Below are 21115 nucleotides of genomic sequence, written 5' to 3'. Positions count from 1 at the left end.
TTTACACATTATGCCTGCGACCGGTTCTCTCCAGTTACCTTACGTCTTGATTTACGCCGCTCCCACGCTTCCAAAATCATCGATGCGATCCAAAACCATATCAACATGACGGACACGTAATAAAAGAAAAGCAGCAATCTCAGTTTCATCCCCTCCTCATTTCCATTTTTTTGTTGTTTGGTGCGTCTACACACTCATCATAATTACACGACACGTGCAAGTCAATACCTTTTTACATTTTTTGTGGCAAATTTTACACACTATGTGTTAATAGTGCGTATAAAAAAAGAAGGAGGTTCTTGTCCTCCTTACTTTTTCATATACATGAGTTGAGCCATATTTCTTATAGCTGCCTTTTCCATTTCGTAATACTTTGAGGGAGAAACGCGCAATATCTTGGCGATCAAACGCTTATGAATCCCATCCATAAGGTTCTCTATTATTACAATCTGCTTGTCGTCGGTGAGCTGATCCAGCGCGGTTTCCACCCGATAGACCGAATCCTTATAGGTCTTTAACAACCGCGCTTTCCGTTCCCGCCGTAATGCTTCGCGCTGAACTTTATCGCTGTTGGTTCCCTGTGGTTTCGGTAGACTTGCTTCAATCCCATAGCCGGATGTTAAGCCGCTCTCTCCAGCGTAACTCAACTGCGCCTCTAACATATCGATCTGCGCTAGTCGATAGGAGTAGTCCATTATCGCCTGAGTAGTCTCTTCCAGGATGGCCTTGTCTATGTCTTCAACCAGAGGACCCACCTCCCAAGCCCCTTTCCCTTAACAGTTAAGCCGTTCTCCCTTCAACCAATAAAGCGGTCGCGATCCCAATCCATAACAGGGATGCCTATCTGTTCGCTTACCTGTTTTGCAATCCGTTTTGCCTGCCTCTCTGGATTTGAATATTTACTCGCATCGTGTAACAGTTGATCGCTTTTCGTTACAAATTGGTCCGCAGTTACTCGCCACCCTTTGTCAGTTGGGGTTTTTACCACAAACCATGTGAATTTATTAACCATTTTGTTTCCTCCGTTCATCTTACAATCGGTTCTATTGGCAGTATTGGCACTGATTCGTTTCGTTGTGAGCTGCGGGTACTTCCATGGACGACATGAAGATCTTTCGCAGTTCGCATTTCTTCCAATCCGTTTTCTTGCAACCAACGCAATTTTGAGTCACCGCGTGCTCTACTAATGCCCAAATATCGTCCTCTTTGAACAACAGATAATTCGGATCTCTGCTTGTTCTCGGTACCAGCTTGATACGGTAATTTTTCTTCAATTTCTCGAAGTTCTTCATTTCCATCGGATCGCACCCATCAAGCACTTTCATAATCCCTTTGATAATCCAGGTGCGCCCCGCTCGTAATTCTTTCAATCCTGGTTTGAAGATCCGTTCCATTTTTTCGTGTTCCGCTTCTTCCAGGTACTCTGTCGGCAAGCCGAGGAGGGCGATAATTGCCCTCTGGTCATTGGTTAGATACTTGCTCATCAGCTTTCCCCTCCGCGATTCTGTCCCACATCGTTCTACCTTCTTTGCCGACTGTCTGCATGATCAGCTCGTAAAGGCTTTCCCAGGGTTCTTTGGCTCGGCTTGTCAATTGCTCATAGGTGAATGACTTGTCTCTCAATGCTCGCATGGCTTTTGTCCAAAGGTGAATGTGCGGGCCGTGGTAATCGTAAAGATATTCCCACTTCTCCTTGTCAATCTTGAGACAGCAGCGCCACATATCGTCTACGATCTCGACGGTTGCCCCCTGCGCTCCCCGTTCAAATAAACGCTGGGTGAAAACCGTTTTGATCAACGCTTCCTCCGAATACTCCAGGAGAAACGGTGGCATTACGTAACCCACTGGCAAAAGCGATCTTGCATCCTCCAGGCGTTCGGGTGAAATGTTGTCACCCTCTCGTCTGATTTTTCGGATCACATTGTTGACTGCCTCCATGCCCTCGTGTGAACTCTGTGAAGGGTCCTTTGCTCCGGCTGGTACCTCATACCCCCAGGGAAGGTTTGCACGCTGTCCAGCGGCGATCCTCGTCGGTCTGCCGACAGTATAGGTTGTAAGGTGGTCGTATACTGGTTTCCCTACCCCGACGTAGAGAAAGAGGATGCTTTCTCCTCTGATCGGTTCATACGAATGCCCTTGCTTAACCATTTGATCCAGGAATCGGCGGCGATTGTCCATGTCTTTGTACTTGCTCATGTAGATTGAGGATTTAAAGGAGGAGTAGAGGCGGTCCACATCCGTAGACCGGACCGCAATCACTCGACCACTTTGCACAACCTTTGTGCCCGTTTCTTGTTCCAGATATTGCAATGCCTTTTCAATCTCATAGACTTCATCCCATACCCAATCGCAAAGCGTAACTCGCTTATTCGCCAATATGTTGTACGGATCTATCTGAAACATTGGTCATGCCCCCTGTTTATAGGATCTTCCTAGCCTTGGTTAGCTGCTACGTCAGCGGCTTCCTGGAACGCTGCGATGACGTTACTGACTGTACCATCGCCTTCAACCGTATAAGCGGTGGCGGGCTTGTCCGCTCCAGTAGAAAGATCCATTTCCAGTTGGCTGGTCCCTATCTCCACATCGACGTTCGTATTCACCAACGACAGAGAGGCGATTTTCATAAATTCCGCATCGTCTAAGTCGCGTGGCAATTCAAGTTTGACTGTATTTTTATTCCCCAGCTTGATCTCTTGTATCTTTCCAACGACGACACATTGTTCCATGGGTTTGCCCATTTCACTCACAAAGATTTCTACGTCCGACTTTTGCAAGGTGTAGAGGATAGCAATCGCATCAGGTTTGATTTCTGCATCTGCATGCAGAGTAACATTACGCTTCTTCGCAGTCGTTTTTGCCTCGTTTACTTTGCCCAGGAATTTCACGCGATTGATCATTATTGTTTTGCCCCTTTCTTTTCCGCACGTTTTTGTTTGTTATATTCTTTCAGTTCCACGAACGATCCGCCTCTTACGCGTTTCAGCAGGACCAGGCGTACCGTTGGATAGTGGTACTGGAACATTTTGAATTTAAGTAGGGAAGCCTCGCTCGGAAGTCCCTTAACGTCAATTGCTTCTAGCTTTCCGTCAGGATACTCAACCTCAAAATCTGCCTGGTATCGAATTGGCTGAAGGTTCTCTCCCCATCTAACGCAAGCTGGCTGCAGTTCATACTTTGGCTGCAAAGTGAGATGAGTAATTTCACCTCGCTCCTGCTTGTCCAAGAGAATCAGGTAATATTCTGCTTCCGCCTTTGAATCAAACGGAAGGCCATCGATATGAAATCGTTTCGCTTCATCCAGTGGGATTACTTTCCGGTCCCTGGTTACTACAACTTTCTTGTTCTTGTACTTTTGCTGCTTAACTTGCCCATCATCGCCCGCGTTTCGTCTGCGATTCCCAAATATTCGCATCCGTTCTCCTCCTTAGTCCGCGTTATATTTGCCGTTGTATTCGGCAATCAATGCTCTCAGATACAGCTTGCCAGTGTTGATCTTCTCTTCCTGGCTTTTATAAGCAAGCTCCCAACGTAGCAGCTCCGCTTCCAGTTCGGATTCCCTTTGCCGCAATCCCAACGTTTTCTCTCGGGCATATGCTTCCTTGTCAGCAACGGTGCCGCTTGCTTCTTTCTTCGCCTTTGCAAATTCATACTTACGCTGGGTACTGATCGAGCCAAGCTCGTTCTTTACGTCTGCCTGGTACTCCCCGATTAAGCCCAGGACACTTGCCATGAGCGTGAGCTTTTTGGAGAGTTCCTTGGGTAACTCGTCAGAAAGCTCTTGAATTTGTTGGAACAAGGTATTCATTTTGAGTTGGCGCTTTTCAATGCGCTGCCTACGCTTGTCCTCTTCTGTTAGTACCTCGCTCATACGTCACCCGATTTTGCAGTTTCATGCACATAGACCGCCATAAATTCCTCGATTCCTTCTGCGATCTCTTCCATCGGCATCTTGCCATCAAACTGCACCGCAACTTGCGGTATGCTTAACCGATTTCCCGTGCGTAAAAAGTGATCTTTCATGATCGCAAATACGTGCCATCTGTTCATTTATCCGTATCCTCCCTATCGAAATAACTGAGTGGTACGAACTTGCTGTATTCTTTGAGGAATGCCAGCTCCACAGTGCCTGTAGGACCCTCACGCTGTTTATCGATGATGACTTCAATCACATTTTGATTCTCTGTTTCTCTGTCGTAGTAATCATCACGGTAGAGAAGTGCGATCAGATCCGCATCCTGTTCAATCGCTCCTGAGTCTCTTATGTCGGACATGGCTGGACGTTTGTTTGCTCGTCCCTCCACACCGCGATTGAGTTGTCCTAGCGCGACGATAGTCGCTTCAAGTTCCCTTGAAATTTGCTTCAATTCCCTAGAGATTGCGGCAACTTCATTCGTCCGGTTATCCTCTTTCGTGTGCGGCTTCATCAACTGTAGATAGTCGATGATCCCAATGATCGCCCTATCAGGATTATCTGATCGAAGCTTCCTCAAGATCGAACGAACATCATGAGCTGTGATCACAGGCTCGTCTACGATTTCAAATGATGTGGTGTTAATGATCCCGACTGCATGAGCGAGTTTTTCCCAATCTTTTTCATCAAAAAACTTCTGCGGATCGCGGAGCTTGAGCGAGTTGATCATGCCAACAGCAGACTGTAAACGCTTGATCAACATCTTTTCGCTCATTTCGAGCGAGAAAAATACTACGATCGCCCCGTTTGTTGCTGCCGCAAACCCAATGCACAATGCGAATGCAGTTTTTCCTACGCTTGGCCTTGCGGCTACCACCCAAAAATCTCCGCCGCGTTGTTTGAATCCTCCAGTCATGGCATCCAACGGTCTGTATCCCGTTGAGATACCTTTGAGTGCGGTTGATTCGTACTCTTCCCACATTTCCAGCATGATCCTACGCTTATCCACCAGAGCCGCTTTGCCGCTGTCCTGGAGCTTCATCATTCGCTGGATTGCGGCATTCACTGCTTGTGTCCGTTCCCCGCTTAGCAGCGCTTCTTGTAGCCACCTAGACGCTTCAAACGCTTCTCTTGCTTGCCAGGCTTCTAACACCAACTGTTCGTAATACTGAAAGTTGTGAACGGTCGGAACACTAGAGGCTAGTTTGGTTAATGCAACTGCCCCGCCGACTCGTTCCAGCTTTCTGTGATCCTGGAGGATTGAAGTGACATGGACCATATCCGCGGGCTTGTCCTGCTTTTCAAGCTGTCGCATGGCCCATAAGATCAATCCGTTAGTTTCAGTCATTTGCTCCTGTTGCAGCCGACAATCTTTAATCAATTCCGGCTTTAGAAGAATACAACCGATCACCGTTTGTTCGGCTTGCTCGTTATAGATCATCTTCATCACCTATCGAAAATCGTTTTATGAAATTCTCATCAACAAGAGGCTTTCTTCTTGGATCAGCAGGCTTGTCCGGCTTTTCCTTTTGTTCAGGCTGCGGGCTGAGGTAGTCCACGTATTTATCGTTTGGGCCTAGGAAGGTGGATGGATGCATCATGTAGCGTTCCTCAGTCTTGTCAGCTTTGCATTTCTTCGCGTAGTTTGTAGCAGCTAGGATCAACTCCTCTTCCGATACACCACTGTTTAACCGAGCTACCCATTTGCTGAAAGCCTCTTTCTTCCCGATCCGTCTAGGATACACGCTCCAGAATTGTTCAAAGGCTTCCGTATAATCTGTCATTTTGGGAGAGGAACGCACACGTTTTGTCTGTGTAGTAATCTTTGAGGTAATCTTTGTATTTGTCTCCCGTTTCAACGTGATAGCCTCTCCCGTTTGAACGTGGTACCCTCTCCCGTTTGAACGTGATAGCCCCCCATCCCCATAAGTCAATTTCTCCAGTTCCTCGGGGTGAAGTTCGATAAACAAAACGTTGTTTATATTCGTGCCATTAACGGTAACTGTTCTGAAATGCCTTGTGACCAGTTTGAGATCCTCCAACCGCTTCATAGCGTCCTGCGCCTGCCTCTTGGTGATCCCAAACTGTTCAGTGAAGGAAGCGTATGACCGCTGCAACAGATCCGCTTTGAATTTCTTTCTGATCCCTAGTACACGGCCTGTATCTTCGTCTTTCTCATAAGTTGCTCGGTACCAGTAGACGATTTCAGATAACATGACAATAGCAACCAGGTCAGGCTTATCACTTAGAGTGATTTTGTGGTACCAGGTGTGAGGGATAATGTTGCCCTCCAGGTGCATCTTGCTTATTCGATCAACTATGTCATTTCCGGTGGTCCATTCCATGATTCGCCCTCCCACAATGGCGCGATGTTCCGACAATAAAAACGGTTTTCGACGGAAAGATTCGACAAACCGTTTTCAAAAAAAAGAGGGGTAAGCCAATGGCTTAGAAGGGTAGATCATCATCCGAGATATTAATGGGTTTTCCTGCATCAGCGAATGGATCGCCAAATGGATCGTCGTTGCGCTCGCTCCTCGATCCCTGCTCATTGCGCGCTCCCAGGAATTGCACGTTCTCAGCGACAACCTCAGTCACATAGACCTTTTTACCTTCCTTGTTGTCATAAGATCTTGTCTGGAGCCGCCCCTCAACGGCTGCCTGTTTCCCCTTGTGCAAATACGTTGCGCACAGATCAGCGAGTTTTTGCCATGCAACCACATTGATGTAGTCTGCTTCTCTTTCTCCTGCTTGGTTCGTACGCGGACGATTGATCGCCAGGGTGAAGGTAGTAACAGCGGTTCCTGATGGTGTATAGCGGAGTTCTGGATCTTTCGTCAGATTGCCAATTAGAATCACTCGATTCATTTACGGACTCCTATCTGCAAAGCGCGGTTATTTCGCCGCGCTCTGCGGTTGTTTCTTCATTTCAATAAAACCCTCCAGGATCTTGATCGTATCGCCATATAGTTTGCCTGGGATCTCAGTTAGATCGCGAAGCACAACATGAAATTCTTTGTTCAATACCTTGAAGAGAGATTCATGGATCTTCTCTTTTGTGCCTCCGAGCGCAATAAGCTCCTGGACTTTCAGATTAACGTTGCCGATTTGTTCAGAAGTCAGGGGATCAATTTGCGTCGGCGGCTTCTCTTCCTGGGCTTTCTTGTTGCCACGGTTGCCCTTGTCATCCTGACCAGCATTTCGCTTATCTGCTTCCTCGTCAGCCTCCGGATCATCACCAGTCGGGATCATAAACAGTTTCATCAAAGCGTATTTCTGTGTGCCGGATTCCGCTTTGTAAATTGCCTTATCTCCTACGTCTTGACCTTCACCGCGCATCATGAGTACCAATCGCTCGCCAGTCTCGCCATCCATAAACGTGAATTGCATGATGGTGCAAACGATGTATTCCGTATTACCGGACTTCGTTTTGGTATCACGAGTCTTGTGATCGAGAACGCTTGGGATCATGATCACCTTTCGCTTGGCGATCTCTTCGCGGATTTTTTCATTTACATCAGCTTCCGTTGCGTATTTGTAGTTGTGAAACTTGTTATGTCCGCGTTTTTGAATGTACTTTACTGTTTCCATCACTTCGGCAATTTTGAGGATGATCTTGTGGTCATCGTTCCATCCAGGGAAATACGCTTGCTGAATCTGGTACTGGATACCATCTACTTCGATTGAGGTTTGCTCGAACATTCGACTACCCTCCTACTTGTTCAGCTTGATGGTGATTTTGTCGGGACGATCCAGTGCGATCATACCTGTAACTTGCTCGCCGTTTTCATCGTAGAAACGTCCATCATTGTTTCGAGTGAAAAGCTTTTTCAGCTCTGATTTATTGGCGACTTTCTTCTCGACCTTCACCTGATCGTAATGTTCATGCCCTTCTAACCACTTGATCAATTCTTCGTCGTTGTAGATAAATTCTGGCTGTTGCTTGACGAAAGCTACTTCGCCATAAGGCGTGATTTCCTTTTTGAATTTCGGATCTTCTTCACGGCGTTTGTGGAGATAAGCCTCGATCAACCCTTTGAAGAAGTTCTCCGACTGTTCAATTCCTGCCAGCTGGTTCTGTTCATATCGAGCGATACGTTCCCGTTCCAGATCGGCAAGCTGCTTTACCTCGTCACGTTTGGCCTCCAGTGCAGCCAGCTTACGAACCGTCCAGTTGAGTGAAGGGAGATCCTTAATTTCAAAGCGCTGTTTAGCTTGTTCCTCCGATTGCTCAAACAAAAGATCCTCTATTTCTTCCAGCTCATGTACCATGATTGGGTTTACCATATTCATCCGTTCTCACTCCTTTTTAATGTGAAACTGCTTTCGGCAGCTCGAAATCCTTTTTGTCAAAGAAAGCTGACACTTGAATATCTTTTCCATTGCCCGTTTCTCTGGCATCGATCCATCGGGTTCTGCCTGAGTCATGCGATTGAACCTCTGCATTATCCAGGAGATCACGAACCATTTTCTCCGCTTGTGATTCGGTCCGATCAGGCGATCCGTGTAAGCGAATGTTTATGCCAATGTCCTGTTTGCGAAGCTGGTACGCCAGGCATAATACGTTGTGCAATTGTTCCAGCAAAGTCGCTGGATCGCCCAATCGACTAAAGCTCACCAGGGCAATGCGGATAAGCTCCCAATTTTCACTTAGTGTGTAACTGTCCGAGTTAGCTTTTATTTCAATCAAGTCTGCAATTACTTCATCCAAAACAACTTTCAGATCGTCATTTGACTTGATCCACAAAGGTACTTTTTTCATCCATTTTGTCCTCCTTTGTCGTGATCTGTCTGAATATGTTTGTGTAAAATCCGTTGTAGGTGTGTTACACTTTTTTAAGCTGTTTTTTCCTCCGAAAGTTGCCATTTTGCCGAATGGCAGCTTTCACTGTTCAATCCCTCATTGGCCTCATACTGCTGTTGTACCAACGCGGGAACGAAGTATTTGTTGATGATCTCAATCCATTTTTCGGGAGGTAAAACGATCTTTTTACTCACGTTCAGAATCCCCCGTTCTCCATTTGTGTAAATTAATGCACATAATGTGTAACTGGTGGTCAAAAAAAAATTACGTTGTTTCAGATTCAGTTACTTCCAGCAGTTCTTCCATTGGGCATTCGTAAATCTGTGACAACTTCCATGCATTCACAATGTCCAAACGGTGACTGCCGTTTTCGATATGCTGCAATCCAGAAGAAGAAGCAAATCCAAGTTCTTTTGCAACATAACTTTGCGGGAATCGTTTTTCAAGGCGAATTTCTCGGATACGTAGTCTAAAGCTTAACCCTTTGAACAATGACATTGTTGTTCACCTCCCTCCTTACTTTGCACGTATCGTGCTTATATTTACACTATATATCCAGAAATTAGCTAAGTCAAACGGTTTTTGCACTTTTCGGGTAAATAATTTTACGTTACGTAAAATCGTGATATCATAAATTAATGGCAGGTGATAATTCATGAGCATCTTAGCGAAACGTCTAAAGGAAGAACGTAAGAGGAGCAGAATGACATTAAAGGAGGTTGCTGATAAACTCGGGCTGAAAGGACATTCGACTTATTCCAACTGGGAATATGGTTTCAGAGAGCCAAGTATCGATGATCTACAGGCGTTATCAACCATTTTTGAAGTAAGCATTGACTACTTAACGGGGAAAACTGATCAAAGAGAACCTGGTGCTGATAATCAAAAAACGGATGTCTCAAAGACCAGTAATATCGGCATCACTCCCGAAGCGTATGAATACGCAAAGCTGATCTCTTCGCTAGACATGGAGACGCTTGAGCTTGCTCAACAAATCTCACAATTGCCTACAGAGAAAATTAATATGATTCGTGAGCTGGTTGAACTCTATAAAATCAAAAACGGCCAATCCTAATCGCTTAGGATGGCCTTTATTTTTTGGTAAATCTCTTGTGCAAAATCGTCTTTTTCTTTGTTGGAAACAATTTCACTGAGAGTACGGAAGTCGATATCTAAGTTGCATTGCTTTTTCGCCTTTTCGTCGATTTTTGGAAAAACGTGAAAAGATGCCCCTTTTGCGACTCTTACTACTCGTTGCATCTGCATATACAGGGCAAATTCGACGAAAAAAGCGCGGACAGCGAGAAAGCACGTTTCATGAAATGTGATGTGTACAAAAAGCTCCCCCCCTTTGGCATCTGTCTGTTTATTCTATAACCGATTGCCACCTAGAGCGGGGGTCTGCATAACAGGAAATTATCGACAGTAATTGTCGAAATATAAGATTAATTCTTCTTACCAGCGTGGTCCCTCTTCATAAACTATTGTCGAATTCTCCTGATTGATTGTTTCAGCATGCGCTCCGAATGTCGGAAGCAACACAATTGCCAGGATTACAAGGATCTTTGCGGCTTTCATAAACTGATCTTCCCCTCATTCAAAAGTTTAGAGTAAAGTTGGATAAATTCACCTTGTTGTTCTATTGTACATGATTCTTTGTATTGAAACATTAGCAAAGAAATCATAGTTGCTTGCTTTCGTAATTTATGGCGTAACGACAACCTGGTTGCCCCTAAAAGCTCCGTTATTCCCTCCGTTGTCTTTCCAATCGCAAAAAAATACTTGGCTAAATTGATTAATGCCACTACATTTCTCTTCGCTTCAATTGGATTGTTAGGTCTGTACAAATTAACAAGCCCCTCACTATGTTCACTAAGAGCCTTTTGAATAAGATCCAATCGATCTAATTCCACGCACTTTTCAAAAAGGTAATCAGTAAACCCGGGAAATCCATATTGGCTGGCATATTGGTATAAATCATCAAGTTTTTCCGATTGCCCCTGATCGATAAGGACATATAGCCGATTCCCAATTGCCCACCTTCTAAACTCTTCGCTTATACGCTCATATTGACTTATGTAGAACATCGCTCGCGTGTACTGCCTGTTTACCCTGGCTACAATACCAAGATATACTAATGCGTCACCATACATAATCGGATCATGTTCTTTGGATAGATCGGCAAGGGTTTGGCTCAGCTGCCGGACCAATACCCATTTCTCTAAAATAAAAAATACGGCTATGACTTTGCTGTACGCTTGCCTTCTGTCCTCTCCCTCAAGCTCTTTGATGTGTGGGGATAGTAGCAGAGCGGTATCGTACGCATAGTCAAAGTCAATTTCCCTGGACATTAAAAATATACGGTAAAGGGAAAATGCGAGTCTGCGAGAATTAAAATATCGTTCGTTCATGTAAACATTTTGGAAAAAATAAAGTGCTTCTTTATATCTATTTTGGGCATAAAGTGTTTCCCCGCTTTCAAGGAGAAACTCCAAATTTCTTTGGTCTTCCAATATGTGCGAAACGATCCGATCAGCAATTGATATCTTATCCAACTCCAGACATTTGACGATTAAGTCCTTGAGATTTTGTAAGGAAACCTTTCTCTTTTCAACAAGCCATGAGCGATAAAGAGATTCATAAAAATACCCTGGTTGTAATCCTAGCACTTGAGTAATTTGGTCTATTTCTTTGACAGAAAACAAACCCTTTCCAGCAAGCTTCTTGTTCAGATTTGAGGGCTGGAGATCGATCAGCCTGGATAAGTCTTTTTGATTAATATTTGCTTTTTTCATCTCAGTAATTATCCAGTTTTTCAACATGTTGTGATTAGTACCCCCGCGCCAAGGTGTGTTATCATGCTGTAAAAGGTCATTACACTTTTAGTGCAATTAATTTAATTAAAACTAAATTTATAAGAGGTGACAAGGGTTGAAAGTCGGAATATACTGCCGTGTCTCAACGGAAGAACAAGCTAAAGAAGGTTACTCTATCGACGCACAAAAGCAACGGCTGACTGACTTTGTGAGTAGCCAAGGATGGGAAATACATGACTTCTACATTGACGATGGGTATAGTGCAAAAGATTTAAACCGTCCCTCTATGAAACGGTTAAAGGATGATGTAAAGCGGCGAAATTTCGATGTAGTCCTGGTGTATAAACTTGATCGAATGGTTAGATCCGTTACCAACCTTCATGAGTTGCTTGAGTTGTTTGACAAACACGATGTGAAGTTTAAATCAGCAACCGAAGTGTTCGACACCACGTCTGCAATGGGAAGGTTTTTTATTACCATCGTTGCTGCTATGGCACAGTGGGAACGAGAGAATCTGGCCGAACGGGTTAAGATGGGGATGGACACGAAAGCACTCAAAGGGGAAAGAAATGGCGCTGTTGCTCCATATGGTTATGACCTCGAAAACGGAAACCTGATTATCAATCCGATGGAAGCCGAGATCTTAAAAAGAATTTATTCCATGTACGTAAACGGTCATGGAATTAAAGCTATTGTGACTGCTCTTAACCGTGAGAAGGTTCCTAAAAGGGGCGCTGATTGGGCATATGGAAGCGTCTACTACATCCTGACCAATCCCGTTTACTGCGGCAAGATCCGCTGGAATTATCGGCAGGCTGGCGGAGAATTAACAGGTAAGGAAATGCTTTCAGATGGCACTCATCCCACTCTGATTACTGAGGAAGAGTTCAATATGGCCCAGGAGATCCGTGAGGGGAGAAAGAAGGACGGAAAGCGTCAAACCTCCGACTTCATTTATTCGGGAATCCTAAAGTGCGGTCGATGCGGAACAGCGATGATTGGCGGTGCGCGTCCAACCAAAAACGGACGGAGAAGGTTTTATAAATGTATGGGCAGATTCCATAAAGGAATGTGTAATATGCCGATTATCGGGGAGGATTCAGTAACCAAAACTCTTCTCGATAATTTGGAAACCTTTGATGAACGGTTATTAAACGATATTGCTATACCGGAAGCAAACAACGTGGAAAGTGAATTTGAAGATCTTATTAACCAGCTTGAGCGGGAACTGGATCAGCTCAAAGCGCGAAAAAAAAAGTGGCAGTTTGCATTCGCCAACGGTGCCATTTCATTGGAAGAATTAAAAGAACTGACAGCGGAAGATTCAAAAACAGAAACATATATCAAAGCTCAACTTGAAGAGTTACCACAAAGAAAAAAGCGCGAGCCTGTTGACGTGGAATCCATCATCAACAAGCTGCGCAACATTAAACTTGCCTGGACCGAATTAGATCAGCTTACTCAGAAACAACTCGTTCGTGATTTGTTTGAATCCATCGTTGTTGATGCAGATGAAACAGATTTTAGAGGAGGACCTGGTAGCTCCATGCCTATTTCTCGTTTCAAGTGGAAACTGAATGATCTTTAGCGCCTATGATATCCCAAAGAGTTAATATGGTCGATTAGTCCCAAGCGAATCTTTGGGATTTCCACGGGCTTCCTTGCAGATCCAAAAACATTAATCCCAAGCGAATCTTTGGGATTTCCACGGGTTCCCATACATATGATACCCATTCTTCTCCCAGAACCCCGGCTTATCCTTCTCCAAAAATTCTACCCCGCGCACCCATTTCGCGCTCTTCCAGAAGTACAGATGTGGAATCACGAAGCGCAGCGGATAGCCATGATCCGGAGTCAGCGGCTCGCCATTATGCTTGAACGCGAAAAGATTGCCCGGCTTCAGGAAATCCTCCAGCGGCATATTGGCCGTCCAGCCGTGCTCGGCATGAAGCAGTACGTATTTCGCCTCTGGCTTGATGCCCGCCAGCTTGGCAATCTCTTCAACCGGAATGCCTTCCCATTCGTTGTCCAGCTTGCTCCAGCCGGTCACGCAGTGAATATCGTTTTGCACCTGATTCGTAGGCAAGGCCATCACTTGCTCAAAGGAGAGGGTCATTTCCTTCTCGACCAAGCCGAATATCCGAAAACTCCACTCTGTCGCCAAATCGGTGTATTGCGGAACTTCCCCATAATGCAAAACAGGAAAGCCGGTAGTCACCTTTTGATTCGGTGGCACACGATCCTGCGTCTGGTCATTTCCCTTGTTAAAAAACATCTGTCAACCGCTCCTTTTGCACTGCTTTCACCAAAAATCCTTACCCCCTTCTTACCATATCCTGCTCTGCCACGCAATATTGAAACTGTGATTGGATGGAAAAAACCCTCGTGCTTTCGAGGGTCTTTTCGATATCCTAAACAGTAAATTTTCCAACCTCATGCTCCAGCATGTCTGCTTGTTGGCGCAATCGAAGGGCAGCCTCTTCCAGCGTGGAGAAAGACTTGTACAGCTCGTCCGTCGAAGCGGCAACTTCTTGGGCGCTCGCCGCTGATTCTTCGCTCACGCTTGCGATGCTTTCCATATTCGCCACGATTTCCGCTTGCTTCTGATCAATCTGTTCCATAAAGGTAACCAAGCGTCCCGCTTGATCCTCAATATCCCCGACAAATTGCGAGATCTCCTGGAAATGCACTTTGACTTGCTGGAAGGAACCTGTTTGCTGCTCCATCACGTGCTGCATATTGTTCATGGTCTCCACCGATGTCTCGATATCTTCGCTGATGTCTTTCAAGAGCGCGGTGATATCTTCCGTCGCACGGCTGGATTGCTCGGCCAGCTTCCTCACTTCATCGGCTACCACTGCGAAACCTCGCCCATGCTCACCGGCACGCGCCGCTTCGATCGCCGCATTCAGAGCAAGCAAATTGGTCTGGCTCGCGATGCTGTTGATCAGGCCGATAATATCGCTGACACGCAGCGATTTTTGCTGGAGGCTGCTGATTTTCTCCACGACATGAGCCACTGTTTGCTCGCTTTCGCTGACACTGCGCTGCATGTTCTCCATCTGCACGAGCCCTTCGTTGCTTGCAGACATGGCCCTGTCACTCGTCTGATTCATGGAGACGATGCTGGTGGTCATCTCTGTGGTCATGTCTTTGACTTCACCGACGACTCCTACACTTTGCTCGATCTGCTCGGCCTGCGCGCTGGCTCCGGTGGCGATCTCGCTCACCGCACGTGCACTTTCCTCCATTTGCTGCAAGCTTTGACGCGTATGGTTCATCACCTGATCGGAGCTCTCATGCAGATGCAGCACAGAACCCTGCAGCTGGGTGAGCAAAGAACGAATGCTTTTCGCCATATAATTAAAGCTCGTGGATACCTCGGTAATCTCATCGCTGCCTTTCACCGCAAGCTCTACCGTATAGTTGCCAGCAGCGACCTGTTCCAATCCGTCTTGCATCCACTTGATCCGGCGTGTGAGGCTCGAAGTAAAGAAGTAAGCGATGGCCATGCCGATCACGATGGCCAATCCCGTGATGATGATCGTATTTATTGCGATACCTTCGCGTGCTACGTGACTGAGCTGTTTCAGATTTACGTTAAACCCAACAACGCCGATCACTTCGCCTGACTCATTGACTACCGCTTTTGCCAACGTGATCTCATTGGTTCCTTTGGTGACATCATATCTGGAATAGCTCGAAACGACCTCACCCTTTTTGCTCACGGCACTTTCAAACCAGCTTTCCTCTGCTGGATCATAGGAAGAAAGGTCCTCTTTCTCAGGCATTGGCGCGAGATAATAGGCCCCTTCCTTGGTTGCCATAAAAGCGCGGGTCAGATATGGATTGGAGTTAAGCGTTCCTTGAAAATAATCGAAAAAGTGCTGATTCAGCTCCGGCCGGTTGACAGCAGGCAGCTTCGGGAATTTTTCCCAAACGACCCCTGGCTGGATCTTGTCGATGCGGACTTCCTCGGAGGCTGCAACTTGTTTGAGTTGTTCTTCCCACTCGGTGAATTTTTCCGCAATATCAGAAGATTGTGCCGCAATGGTTTCTTTCGTTCCCATCAGTACGGTAACTTCCATGATCTCCGTATTGGAATAACTAATGAAGCCAAGTGTGGTCAAAGGCACAATGATAAGAAATGCAAACATCAATAACAGTCTTCCGCGAATCCCTAGATGCAACTTTCGTTTCACGTTCAATCACCCTGCTTGTCTATTGGAATAGTCTGTTAGAACCAATTTTACATGAAAATTTTCTTGATCAGGATAAAAAATAATTAACTTCATTAAAATTTCTATAGGGCGTATTTTTTGAACAGAAAAGAGACGCCCTATTCGTTTTTACGAAAGACGTCTCTTTTGCTTCTTACTGATTACGATCCAGTAGATTTTGTTTGATGGATGCTACTGGCAGCAGATTGTCGTCGATCCTGCATGACGCCGCAGATTAAGAGTCCAATGCCCAGCAATGTAAGGAGGGAGGAAACAATCGGCAATTCTCCGAGACCATAATGACTATCCACCACATATCCCCCGATGAATGCCCCTAAAGCATTCCCCAGGTTAAATGCGGAGATATTCATGGAAGAGGCTAGATCCTGTGCACCCTCCGAATGTTTCAGCACTTGGATGTTAAGTGGAGTAACAAGAGCAAAAGATGTCACTCCCCATAAAAAAATCGTTATTGCCATCGGGATGCGAAAGTGACTGGTGATCGTAAAAGCTGTCATGATGAGTGTTACAAGGATCATGCTGCCCAACAAAGTGGCAACTAATCGTTTATCGGCAAGCCTCCCTCCGAGGAGATTGCCGATCGCGGTGCCTACTCCAAATAGCAGTAAAATATGAGGAACCGCTGCTTCAGGCAGCTTTGTATGTTCTGTCAACAACGGTGCAATATAAGTGAGCACCAGAAAAACGCCTGCAAAGCTAAATACAGTCGTGAGCAACGCTAACAATACCCGAATCCGAATGATTGCACGCATCTGTTGACGAAAATGGGGAGCTTCTCCTCCAGGAAGGTGCGGTACGACTTTAGCGATGCCTAGTATAGTCACCAGTGCCAGAATCGCTACAGCGAGGAAAGGAAAACGCCAACCCAGTTGCTGGCCCAACAACGTCCCCAGCGGCCCCCCCAATACTGTCGCAAGCGAAAGTCCTGATCCGACTAACGCGATCGAGGAGCCCCTTTTCCCTGGTTCTGCCAGCTGACTTGCCAAGACAACCGCCACGCCAAAAAACGCTCCATGTGCAACAGCACTAATTTATCTGGCAATCAGCAATACCGGAAACGTGGTTGCCAACGCGCTAAGCAAGCTTCCTGCTAGAAAAAGTACCAGCAAAGCCAGAAGCAGCTTTTTTCGCGGAATCATTGTCGTCAAGGCTGTCAGCAGAGGACCTCCGGCTACGACACCAAGAGCATATACACTCACTACTAACCCCGCGGTCTTGATTGACACTTGATATTCCTCGACAATCTTCATTAATAAGCCGAGCGGAAGCATTTCCACCGTGCTGATCGCAAAGACACTGGCAGCCAATAAATAGATGGATGCTTTGTTTCCTGGGGTTATGTGTACCGATTGCAACACTTAGACCCTCCCCATTCCCGCAGAGATTGGCATCTGCATTTCAGCCATAAAGGTTGTGCCATCGAGGGAAGATACATAGATTTCCCTACTGGGGTTATCTGGGTGGATCGCATAGCGATGTTCTTCAAGAAAAATCCCCAGTCTTGCTGACACGTTGCAGTACCCTTGTGGTTGGCACTCATGTACAAGACAAGCGGCAGACGTCGGCTCCAAAAGTCGAACGTTCACCCGTTCCGTTGACTGTGCCTGTCTGGCAAGTGGGATCGCTACTTCAAGGTCAACATGATCCTCACATTCCGCACATTGATGCCATAGCACCATCCAGGTCTTGGGCTCTGCCAGCCCCTGTTGCTGTGCATATTGTTTCAACTCCTCCCATAATCGGAAAACTGTTGCCTTTGAGGTCACTTCCCGTATCGAGGCGATCCAGCTTTCCTCAATCTCCTTAAAGCTAACCGCTAATTCGGGACCATTTGAACGATCCCGCTCCAATTGAACCAGTCTGGATTGTATCCGCTGCAGACGGGCCTGCTCCTTTTCCAAATGCGTCTTCAACTCCGCTTCCTTATGAAGCAGCATACTGCGGATCTGATCAGCTGTGAGATCCTGATCGAGGATAGGTATGATTTGCTCCAAAGTAAAACCCAGATCCTTCAGTGCATATATTCGGTTTACACGATGAAGCTGATCAGCCGAATAATAGCGATAACCATTCACCGCATCGACATGAGAAGGCTTCAGCAGTCCGATCTGGTCATAGTAGCGCAGCGTTTTGGCTGAAACCTGGCATAGCTTCGAAAACTCACTGATTTTAAACATAACTTTCCCCCCTTCTTGACCCGAGTATATACCTTCCAGTAAAGTGGAAAGTCAACGTCACGTTTGTTAGAAAAAAACGACCACCCAATAGGCAGTCGTTGTTCTCGTTTTATTTTCTTTTCACCAGCAACGCATGATCCACTTTGATACATTGATCCATCACCGGAACAATGCCACTTTCCGCCACGAGATCAGCTGCATCTTCATTATAAATCCCTTGCTGCAGCCAGAAAACTTTCGGCTTGATCTTGACCGATTCTTCTGCGACTGGCATGACTTCCTCACTGCGGCGGAATACGTTGACGATATCGACAGGTTCCTCGATCTCACTGAGAGAAGCAACCACCTTTTCCCCCAGCACCGTTTCTCCGGCAATCACCGGATTCACCGGAATGATTTTATAGCCGGCATGCTGCATCGCTTCTGACACCATGTAGCTGGTCCGGTCTGGCTTGTTGGATAGACCCACTACGGCAATCGTTTTCGCTTGCTGCAGAATTTCACGTCTTTGGTCGTTTGACGGATTTTGAAAAGGCATGGTACGCACTCCTTTATGGTTTTATGGTAAAATAGGAGAACCTCGTCGATGTTTCGTGATGCTGATTGCTTATGATTCCCCGATTAATGAGAGGCTAATAGTGGGTAGCGAAATGCTTGCGACTTGTGCGAAGGGTATGGTGTCCTCCTCCGGCAGAGCCGCCAAACATTGATCCAGATAGGTGATCACTCGCTCCACATCCAAGTCCCAATAAACGGGCGCATAGCGTGACAAATATTTGCGAGCGTTGCCAAACATCCATCTGGCGCCTTTGATGTTTCCGTATCCAAAATGGTAAAGTCCTACCGAGAGTTGCAGCATGCCCTGCAAAAATTTGTTGGTTTTCTCTTCCATCCAAATTTCCTCAAGCAGGTCATGGCATTCATAATACTCCCCTTCATTAAATTTTTGAAGGAACAGATAGTACTGTTCAGGATAGATATTTTCCATCGTTTGGATATTCCCTTCCGTGCTTCTCACCCTTTATTATAGAGAAGCTTGGCATTTTTTCCTAACAAATTCTTAGCAAATGTACACTTCCCTTTCTGTTACAATCATCTTATCAGCATATCGGAGAAAGGAACGATTGAACCGCATGACAGCTTTTTTTAGCAATTTTCCACTTTGGGCTGCATTATTGGCGATCGTGATTGCCCAGTTTATTAAAATTCCTCTGCACTTTATTGCGACGCGTACGTGGCAATGGGCACTGATGTTCAGCACCGGGGGGATGCCCAGTTCTCATTCCTCGGCGGTGACGGCGCTCTCCACAGCAGTTGGCTTGCGAGAAGGGTTTGGCAGCAACATGTTTGCCATCTCGGCCATCTTGGGCATCATCGTCATGTTCGATGCCGCTGGCGTACGCAGACATGCGGGAATGCAAGCAGTCGTCCTTAACAAGCTGGTCGATGAATTCAACCATCTTTTGGAAGGCATGAAAACCTTCCGCGTGCGCCCCAATCAGGAAAAAGCCAAGAAGCTAAAAGAGCTCTTGGGTCACCAACCGATTGAAGTCTTGGTTGGCGGTTGGCTGGGGATCATGATTGCGATTGCCATGCATCCGTTTTTCACTTAATCCCAAAAGGGTGGATCTCTATGCGCATCGTTTCCATCTGTCCAAGCAATACGGAAATCCTGTACTACCTCGGGCTTGGCGAATATGTAGTCGGCCTGGATGATCATTCGGACTGGCCGCTGGAATGGCAGCATCTGCCCAAAGTGGGTCCGGACCTGACGATTGATATGGATAAAGTAGAGAGCCTCCAGCCTGATCTGGTCATCGCTTCGCTCAGTGTACCGGGTATGGAGAAAAACATCGCAGCGCTTCAGGAACGAAACATTCCCCATATCATCCTCAATCCCTCACGCATCGGCGACATCCCGGATGATATCCGGACAGTCGGACGGGCAACAGGGTATGAAGACCGTGCCGAGCAGCTGGCCCGCCATTTTACAGACAGGATCGCGGAATTGAGGGAGGCTACCTCCTCTCGTACACACCGGCCAAAGCTGTATTGGGAATGGTGGCCGGATCCGATCTATACCCCTGGCCGAGAAAACTGGCTCAGCGACGTCAGCGAAATAGCGGGTGCACGCAATATTTTTGATGATTACGCGGTGGCCAATGTAAAAGCGACAAGAGACATGGTCCTTGAACGCGACCCTGATCATATCTGCATTGTCTGGTGCGGCATTGAGCTCAGACGCATCAAGCCGAAAATGATTACCGAACGTCCGGAATGGCAAGAGATGACGGCGATCAAAGCCGGTCAGGTTCACCTCTTGGAGGAAGGCTTATATTGCCGCCCTTCTCCACGCATCCTGGACGGATTGGAAAAGCTGATCGCCCTCATTCATCCCTAGCGTGCCGGCTATTTCAAAAATTTGGTTTCTTTACGCACGATGTCAAAAAGGATTTGCCCGGCCAGACGGCTTGGGACAAATCCTTTTTTTGTGTATGGTAATCACTGATAAGGCTGCGCCATCGCGGCGATTCCTTTTTCATGCAACAGATTCATCATCGTTTCCGTTATTCGCCCTTCCCCTTTATGCAAGACAAACACGTCCAGGGTCTTTTTCCCCCATTGGTTGTAAACATCCTGCTTGGTCGGGAAGTAAAGATCGATTTTATTCCCGCGAATCGCTCCTCCTTTATCCGCCACCACGCCGTACCCATATCCCGGTATGTACAACACCGTCCCTAACGGAAATACGCGCAGGTCAGCCGCGATTGTAGAATATTCGCCCCGTCGTACTTTCACACCTGAGTAGGTGACCCCATAAGACGGATGCGTCGGGTCTTTCCCTGTCGATTCAACTCCTGCATAATAGCCAGTGGCCACGACACGAACTCTTGGATAGTGAGCCAATGCCGGGTTCTGTGCATTCCATTCATCTGCCATAGTAAGGGAGCTGGCTCGCACGTTACGCTTCTTGATTGTTTGCGAGCCCTCTCTATTTTCCTGTAGTCCGTAGGTCGTTTTCACGGCAGTGATCCCCGCCAGATTGTAAGTATAGCCACTGGGTGCAAATGCGGTAATGGCGATGATACTTACAGCAAGAACACTGCACAAACGTCTCCATTTCATCTGTGTGAAACCTCCTCTCGTCTCTAGTAATGTCCCAGAAA

At 46.5% G+C, this 21115-nt stretch carries 28 protein-coding genes and 1 pseudogene; 4 read left to right on the top strand and 25 right to left on the bottom strand.

The annotated features are described in order from the left end of the window. Nucleotides 1-8 precede the first annotated feature (8 nt). From EIZ37_RS25780 to EIZ37_RS00150, 17 genes are all read right to left on the bottom strand, one after another. On the bottom strand, nt 9-149 hold the full coding sequence (locus EIZ37_RS25780; RefSeq protein ID WP_167568548.1) for a hypothetical protein: 141 nt from the start codon (nt 147-149) through the stop codon (nt 9-11). Nucleotides 150-308: 159 nt separating this feature from the next. Beyond that, nucleotides 309-755, bottom strand: a complete 447-nt coding sequence (locus EIZ37_RS00220) for a hypothetical protein (RefSeq protein ID WP_134682544.1) — start codon at nt 753-755, stop codon at nt 309-311. A gap of 41 nt (nt 756-796) precedes the next feature. Continuing rightward, complete coding sequence (locus EIZ37_RS00215) at nt 797-1012, bottom strand: hypothetical protein (protein WP_134682543.1); 216 nt, start codon at nt 1010-1012, stop codon at nt 797-799. Nucleotides 1013-1043: 31 nt separating this feature from the next. Next, on the bottom strand, nt 1044-1484 hold the full coding sequence (locus EIZ37_RS00210; RefSeq protein ID WP_134682542.1) for a DUF5651 domain-containing protein: 441 nt from the start codon (nt 1482-1484) through the stop codon (nt 1044-1046). Continuing rightward, nucleotides 1462-2403, bottom strand: a complete 942-nt coding sequence (locus EIZ37_RS00205; RefSeq protein ID WP_134682541.1) for a hypothetical protein — start codon at nt 2401-2403, stop codon at nt 1462-1464. The genes EIZ37_RS00210 and EIZ37_RS00205 overlap by 23 nt, the downstream gene beginning before the upstream one ends. A 29-nt stretch (nt 2404-2432) precedes the next feature. Further along, the gene (locus tag EIZ37_RS00200; protein WP_134682540.1) at nt 2433-2897 is read right to left on the bottom strand and encodes a hypothetical protein; all 465 of its coding nucleotides are present in this window, start codon (nt 2895-2897) and stop codon (nt 2433-2435) included. Then, nucleotides 2897-3412 (bottom strand): DUF1064 domain-containing protein, encoded by a 516-nt coding sequence (locus EIZ37_RS00195; RefSeq protein WP_134682539.1) that lies wholly within the window; start codon nt 3410-3412, stop codon nt 2897-2899. The genes EIZ37_RS00200 and EIZ37_RS00195 overlap by 1 nt, the downstream gene beginning before the upstream one ends. A 12-nt stretch (nt 3413-3424) precedes the next feature. Further along, nucleotides 3425-3868, bottom strand: a complete 444-nt coding sequence (locus tag EIZ37_RS00190) for a hypothetical protein (RefSeq protein WP_134682538.1) — start codon at nt 3866-3868, stop codon at nt 3425-3427. Beyond that, nucleotides 3865-4047 carry a hypothetical protein gene (locus tag EIZ37_RS00185; protein ID WP_134682537.1) on the bottom strand — a complete coding sequence of 61 codons (183 nt, stop codon included), beginning with the start codon at nt 4045-4047 and terminating at the stop codon, nt 3865-3867. Before EIZ37_RS00185 ends, EIZ37_RS00190 begins: the two co-directional genes overlap by 4 nt. After that, complete coding sequence (gene dnaB / locus EIZ37_RS00180; RefSeq protein ID WP_167568546.1) at nt 4044-5351, bottom strand: replicative DNA helicase; 1308 nt, start codon at nt 5349-5351, stop codon at nt 4044-4046. Before dnaB ends, EIZ37_RS00185 begins: the two co-directional genes overlap by 4 nt. Beyond that, nucleotides 5341-6255 (bottom strand): hypothetical protein, encoded by a 915-nt coding sequence (locus tag EIZ37_RS00175; protein WP_134682535.1) that lies wholly within the window; start codon nt 6253-6255, stop codon nt 5341-5343. Before EIZ37_RS00175 ends, dnaB begins: the two co-directional genes overlap by 11 nt. A 103-nt stretch (nt 6256-6358) precedes the next feature. After that, nucleotides 6359-6778: a single-stranded DNA-binding protein gene (locus tag EIZ37_RS00170; protein WP_134682534.1), complete on the bottom strand. Its 420-nt coding sequence runs from the start codon at nt 6776-6778 to the stop codon at nt 6359-6361. Nucleotides 6779-6805: 27 nt separating this feature from the next. Further along, a complete protein-coding gene (locus tag EIZ37_RS00165; RefSeq protein ID WP_134682533.1) occupies nt 6806-7612 on the bottom strand; it encodes an ERF family protein in 807 nt (268 codons plus the stop codon). A 12-nt stretch (nt 7613-7624) separates the two neighbouring features. Next, the gene (locus EIZ37_RS00160; protein WP_134682532.1) at nt 7625-8203 is read right to left on the bottom strand and encodes a host-nuclease inhibitor Gam family protein; all 579 of its coding nucleotides are present in this window, start codon (nt 8201-8203) and stop codon (nt 7625-7627) included. A 16-nt stretch (nt 8204-8219) separates the two neighbouring features. Then, nucleotides 8220-8672, bottom strand: coding sequence for a hypothetical protein (locus EIZ37_RS00155; protein ID WP_134682531.1), 453 nt, complete (start codon nt 8670-8672; stop codon nt 8220-8222). Nucleotides 8673-8746: 74 nt separating this feature from the next. Next, on the bottom strand, nt 8747-8908 hold the full coding sequence (locus tag EIZ37_RS25775) for a hypothetical protein (protein WP_167568544.1): 162 nt from the start codon (nt 8906-8908) through the stop codon (nt 8747-8749). Nucleotides 8909-8978: 70 nt separating this feature from the next. After that, nucleotides 8979-9212, bottom strand: a complete 234-nt coding sequence (locus tag EIZ37_RS00150) for a helix-turn-helix domain-containing protein (RefSeq protein WP_134682530.1) — start codon at nt 9210-9212, stop codon at nt 8979-8981. Between the two features lie 157 nt (nt 9213-9369). Here EIZ37_RS00150 and EIZ37_RS00145 point away from each other — a divergent pair, with 157 nt between their 5' ends. Then, a complete protein-coding gene (locus EIZ37_RS00145) occupies nt 9370-9789 on the top strand; it encodes a helix-turn-helix domain-containing protein (protein ID WP_134682529.1) in 420 nt (139 codons plus the stop codon). A 499-nt stretch (nt 9790-10288) separates the two neighbouring features. On the opposite strand, the gene EIZ37_RS00140 is transcribed toward EIZ37_RS00145, so the two are convergent. Then, on the bottom strand, nt 10289-11536 hold the full coding sequence (locus EIZ37_RS00140) for a helix-turn-helix domain-containing protein (RefSeq protein ID WP_134682528.1): 1248 nt from the start codon (nt 11534-11536) through the stop codon (nt 10289-10291). Between the two features lie 109 nt (nt 11537-11645). On the opposite strand from EIZ37_RS00140, the gene EIZ37_RS00135 reads away from it, so the two are divergent. Further along, the gene (locus EIZ37_RS00135; protein ID WP_134682527.1) at nt 11646-13118 is read left to right on the top strand and encodes a recombinase family protein; all 1473 of its coding nucleotides are present in this window, start codon (nt 11646-11648) and stop codon (nt 13116-13118) included. A 90-nt stretch (nt 13119-13208) separates the two neighbouring features. Here the strand turns inward: EIZ37_RS00135 and EIZ37_RS00130 are convergent, their stop codons facing one another. From EIZ37_RS00130 to EIZ37_RS00100, 6 genes and pseudogenes are all read right to left on the bottom strand, one after another. Beyond that, nucleotides 13209-13805 carry a sulfite oxidase-like oxidoreductase gene (locus EIZ37_RS00130; protein WP_134682526.1) on the bottom strand — a complete coding sequence of 199 codons (597 nt, stop codon included), beginning with the start codon at nt 13803-13805 and terminating at the stop codon, nt 13209-13211. A 136-nt stretch (nt 13806-13941) separates the two neighbouring features. Beyond that, a complete protein-coding gene (locus EIZ37_RS00125; RefSeq protein ID WP_134682525.1) occupies nt 13942-15732 on the bottom strand; it encodes a methyl-accepting chemotaxis protein in 1791 nt (596 codons plus the stop codon). A gap of 179 nt (nt 15733-15911) precedes the next feature. Then, a pseudogene (locus tag EIZ37_RS00120) lies at nt 15912-17129 on the bottom strand (MFS transporter). Further along, nucleotides 17130-17948 (bottom strand): MerR family transcriptional regulator, encoded by an 819-nt coding sequence (locus EIZ37_RS00110; protein WP_134682522.1) that lies wholly within the window; start codon nt 17946-17948, stop codon nt 17130-17132. A 109-nt stretch (nt 17949-18057) separates the two neighbouring features. Further along, nucleotides 18058-18486, bottom strand: coding sequence for a CoA-binding protein (locus EIZ37_RS00105; RefSeq protein WP_134682521.1), 429 nt, complete (start codon nt 18484-18486; stop codon nt 18058-18060). Between the two features lie 69 nt (nt 18487-18555). Continuing rightward, entirely contained in the window at nt 18556-18936 is a 381-nt protein-coding gene (locus EIZ37_RS00100; protein WP_134682520.1) for a DUF309 domain-containing protein, read from the bottom strand. Between the two features lie 145 nt (nt 18937-19081). Between EIZ37_RS00100 and EIZ37_RS00095 the strand changes: the two genes are divergently transcribed. Next, on the top strand, nt 19082-19561 hold the full coding sequence (locus tag EIZ37_RS00095) for a divergent PAP2 family protein (protein ID WP_134682868.1): 480 nt from the start codon (nt 19082-19084) through the stop codon (nt 19559-19561). 20 nt (nt 19562-19581) lie between these two features. After that, nucleotides 19582-20349 (top strand): cobalamin-binding protein, encoded by a 768-nt coding sequence (locus EIZ37_RS00090; RefSeq protein WP_134682519.1) that lies wholly within the window; start codon nt 19582-19584, stop codon nt 20347-20349. 101 nt (nt 20350-20450) lie between these two features. On the opposite strand, the gene EIZ37_RS00085 is transcribed toward EIZ37_RS00090, so the two are convergent. Next, nucleotides 20451-21074 (bottom strand): 3D domain-containing protein, encoded by a 624-nt coding sequence (locus EIZ37_RS00085; protein ID WP_134682518.1) that lies wholly within the window; start codon nt 21072-21074, stop codon nt 20451-20453. Nucleotides 21075-21115 lie beyond the last annotated feature (41 nt).

The sequence above is a fragment of the Brevibacillus migulae genome, assembly GCF_004521915.1.
Taxonomy (GTDB): Bacteria; Bacillota; Bacilli; order Brevibacillales; family Brevibacillaceae; genus Brevibacillus_F; species Brevibacillus_F migulae.
This window is presented reverse-complemented; position numbering and strand designations above follow the sequence as displayed.

What these genes read in the sequence shown, in the direction of transcription:
- EIZ37_RS25780 (WP_167568548.1), bottom strand. Translation starts at nt 149, where the DNA reads ATGAAACTGAGATTGCTGCTTTTCTTTTATTACGTGTCCGTCATGTTG.
- EIZ37_RS00150 (WP_134682530.1), bottom strand. Translation starts at nt 9,212, where the DNA reads ATGTCATTGTTCAAAGGGTTAAGCTTTAGACTACGTATCCGAGAAATT.
- EIZ37_RS00205 (WP_134682541.1), bottom strand. Translation starts at nt 2,403, where the DNA reads ATGTTTCAGATAGATCCGTACAACATATTGGCGAATAAGCGAGTTACG.
- EIZ37_RS00110 (WP_134682522.1), bottom strand. Translation starts at nt 17,948, where the DNA reads ATGTTTAAAATCAGTGAGTTTTCGAAGCTATGCCAGGTTTCAGCCAAA.
- EIZ37_RS00100 (WP_134682520.1), bottom strand. Translation starts at nt 18,936, where the DNA reads ATGGAAAATATCTATCCTGAACAGTACTATCTGTTCCTTCAAAAATTT.
- EIZ37_RS00095 (WP_134682868.1), top strand. Translation starts at nt 19,082, where the DNA reads ATGACAGCTTTTTTTAGCAATTTTCCACTTTGGGCTGCATTATTGGCG.
- EIZ37_RS00165 (WP_134682533.1), bottom strand. Translation starts at nt 7,612, where the DNA reads ATGTTCGAGCAAACCTCAATCGAAGTAGATGGTATCCAGTACCAGATT.
- EIZ37_RS00085 (WP_134682518.1), bottom strand. Translation starts at nt 21,074, where the DNA reads ATGAAATGGAGACGTTTGTGCAGTGTTCTTGCTGTAAGTATCATCGCC.
- EIZ37_RS00145 (WP_134682529.1), top strand. Translation starts at nt 9,370, where the DNA reads ATGAGCATCTTAGCGAAACGTCTAAAGGAAGAACGTAAGAGGAGCAGA.
- EIZ37_RS00175 (WP_134682535.1), bottom strand. Translation starts at nt 6,255, where the DNA reads ATGGAATGGACCACCGGAAATGACATAGTTGATCGAATAAGCAAGATG.
- dnaB (WP_167568546.1), bottom strand. Translation starts at nt 5,351, where the DNA reads ATGATCTATAACGAGCAAGCCGAACAAACGGTGATCGGTTGTATTCTT.
- EIZ37_RS00155 (WP_134682531.1), bottom strand. Translation starts at nt 8,672, where the DNA reads ATGAAAAAAGTACCTTTGTGGATCAAGTCAAATGACGATCTGAAAGTT.
- EIZ37_RS00195 (WP_134682539.1), bottom strand. Translation starts at nt 3,412, where the DNA reads ATGCGAATATTTGGGAATCGCAGACGAAACGCGGGCGATGATGGGCAA.
- EIZ37_RS00185 (WP_134682537.1), bottom strand. Translation starts at nt 4,047, where the DNA reads ATGAACAGATGGCACGTATTTGCGATCATGAAAGATCACTTTTTACGC.
- EIZ37_RS00210 (WP_134682542.1), bottom strand. Translation starts at nt 1,484, where the DNA reads ATGAGCAAGTATCTAACCAATGACCAGAGGGCAATTATCGCCCTCCTC.
- EIZ37_RS00215 (WP_134682543.1), bottom strand. Translation starts at nt 1,012, where the DNA reads ATGGTTAATAAATTCACATGGTTTGTGGTAAAAACCCCAACTGACAAA.
- EIZ37_RS00160 (WP_134682532.1), bottom strand. Translation starts at nt 8,203, where the DNA reads ATGAATATGGTAAACCCAATCATGGTACATGAGCTGGAAGAAATAGAG.
- EIZ37_RS00200 (WP_134682540.1), bottom strand. Translation starts at nt 2,897, where the DNA reads ATGATCAATCGCGTGAAATTCCTGGGCAAAGTAAACGAGGCAAAAACG.
- EIZ37_RS00130 (WP_134682526.1), bottom strand. Translation starts at nt 13,805, where the DNA reads ATGTTTTTTAACAAGGGAAATGACCAGACGCAGGATCGTGTGCCACCG.
- EIZ37_RS00090 (WP_134682519.1), top strand. Translation starts at nt 19,582, where the DNA reads ATGCGCATCGTTTCCATCTGTCCAAGCAATACGGAAATCCTGTACTAC.
- EIZ37_RS00105 (WP_134682521.1), bottom strand. Translation starts at nt 18,486, where the DNA reads ATGCCTTTTCAAAATCCGTCAAACGACCAAAGACGTGAAATTCTGCAG.
- EIZ37_RS00140 (WP_134682528.1), bottom strand. Translation starts at nt 11,536, where the DNA reads ATGTTGAAAAACTGGATAATTACTGAGATGAAAAAAGCAAATATTAAT.
- EIZ37_RS00170 (WP_134682534.1), bottom strand. Translation starts at nt 6,778, where the DNA reads ATGAATCGAGTGATTCTAATTGGCAATCTGACGAAAGATCCAGAACTC.
- EIZ37_RS00190 (WP_134682538.1), bottom strand. Translation starts at nt 3,868, where the DNA reads ATGAGCGAGGTACTAACAGAAGAGGACAAGCGTAGGCAGCGCATTGAA.